Origin of the sequence: Yoonia sp. R2-816, assembly GCF_046762905.1 — a bacterium.
Taxonomy (GTDB): Bacteria; Pseudomonadota; Alphaproteobacteria; order Rhodobacterales; family Rhodobacteraceae; genus Yoonia.
Window position 1 is genome coordinate 1 of sequence record NZ_JBKQXN010000227.1, and the last position, 281, is coordinate 281.

Here is a 281-nt window from a genome sequence, read left to right on the forward strand (position 1 = left end):
CCAGTCCGAGCCATGCGGCAAAGTCTCGTCCACATCTAAAGATATCCATGGACGGTGCGAAGGCCTCTACCGCCATGGCAGTGAGTGGGCCAACGCCGGGTATCGTTTGAAGCCGCCGGGATATCTCTGACTGCTGAGATAGCTTTCTCAGCTTGGTCGTCTTCGTGTCAATCCGGATCGTAAGATCGTCAATGGCAGTGAGCAGCTCCTCACACTCCTCCCGAACCAAAGCAAGCAAGCCGTTGTCGGCCTGTTGCAGGAACGCTGCGATCTTCTTCATC

The 281-nt window shown here is 55.9% G+C and carries 1 protein-coding gene; it reads right to left on the reverse strand.

All coding sequences use genetic code 11. From position 1 onward, the window contains the following. Positions 1 to 281 (reverse strand): transposase (locus ACFWW2_RS16060; protein ID WP_393929554.1); only part of this gene is annotated, 281 nt, incomplete at both ends.